Annotated in this window: 1 protein-coding gene; it reads right to left on the bottom strand. The window is 67.8% G+C overall.

Annotated features, from left to right (window positions below; translation table 4 throughout):
* Nucleotides 1-633: hypothetical protein (locus FJR74_RS08395; RefSeq protein ID WP_211333941.1), on the bottom strand; the 633-nt coding region annotated here is incomplete at both ends.

Consider the following 633-nt stretch of genomic DNA (forward strand, 5'->3'; position numbering starts at 1 on the left):
CATCGCAGCGCTGCTAGGTCGCTGGTTCTGGTGGCCGAACATGATCCACTCGAGACCCACCGTCCCGGAGGCGCACACACGCCAGGGCGCTCGCCGAATTCAGCCGCATCTGCACCGGGGTTGATATGCACTTCGGTGCCGTGATCGGCGCCCGGGGTGTTCGTCGACCATGCGACCGGCAACGCGGCCTTGCGCACAGGCGCGATCGCTCATTCGTGCCCGGGCGGTCGAAGACCAAGAGCGCGCAGCAGTTGGTCGCGGTCCCACGGCCGGCCGCTGCCACTAGCATTGTCGCCGGATGCTGTCAGCAGCCCATTTCGAGCTCGAAGCCCGGACAACTTCTTTAGCGTGTGGCGCAACCCCCGAAGACTCGTCAACGGAAGAAGCAGTAACTGCTCATCGCGCCCGCCATCAGCCCGGCGCGCCGAGTTGCCCGGGTCGGCCGGGTTGCCCTGGTGTGCCGCGTTGCCGGGGTTGGTCGTCGCGTGCATCGCCTGCGCCTTGGTCGCCGGCGTCGAGCCGGATTCGGCTGCCACCGCAGACGTGGTAGCCGGCGACACCGCAGGTGCCGTGGCTACCGCAGGTGCCACCTGTTCACCCACTCCGCCGATAGCACCGGAATGGCCTTCACCG

It is taken from the genome of Metamycoplasma neophronis (assembly GCF_006491995.1).
GTDB lineage: Bacteria > Bacillota_I > Bacilli_A > Mycoplasmatales > Metamycoplasmataceae > Metamycoplasma > Metamycoplasma neophronis.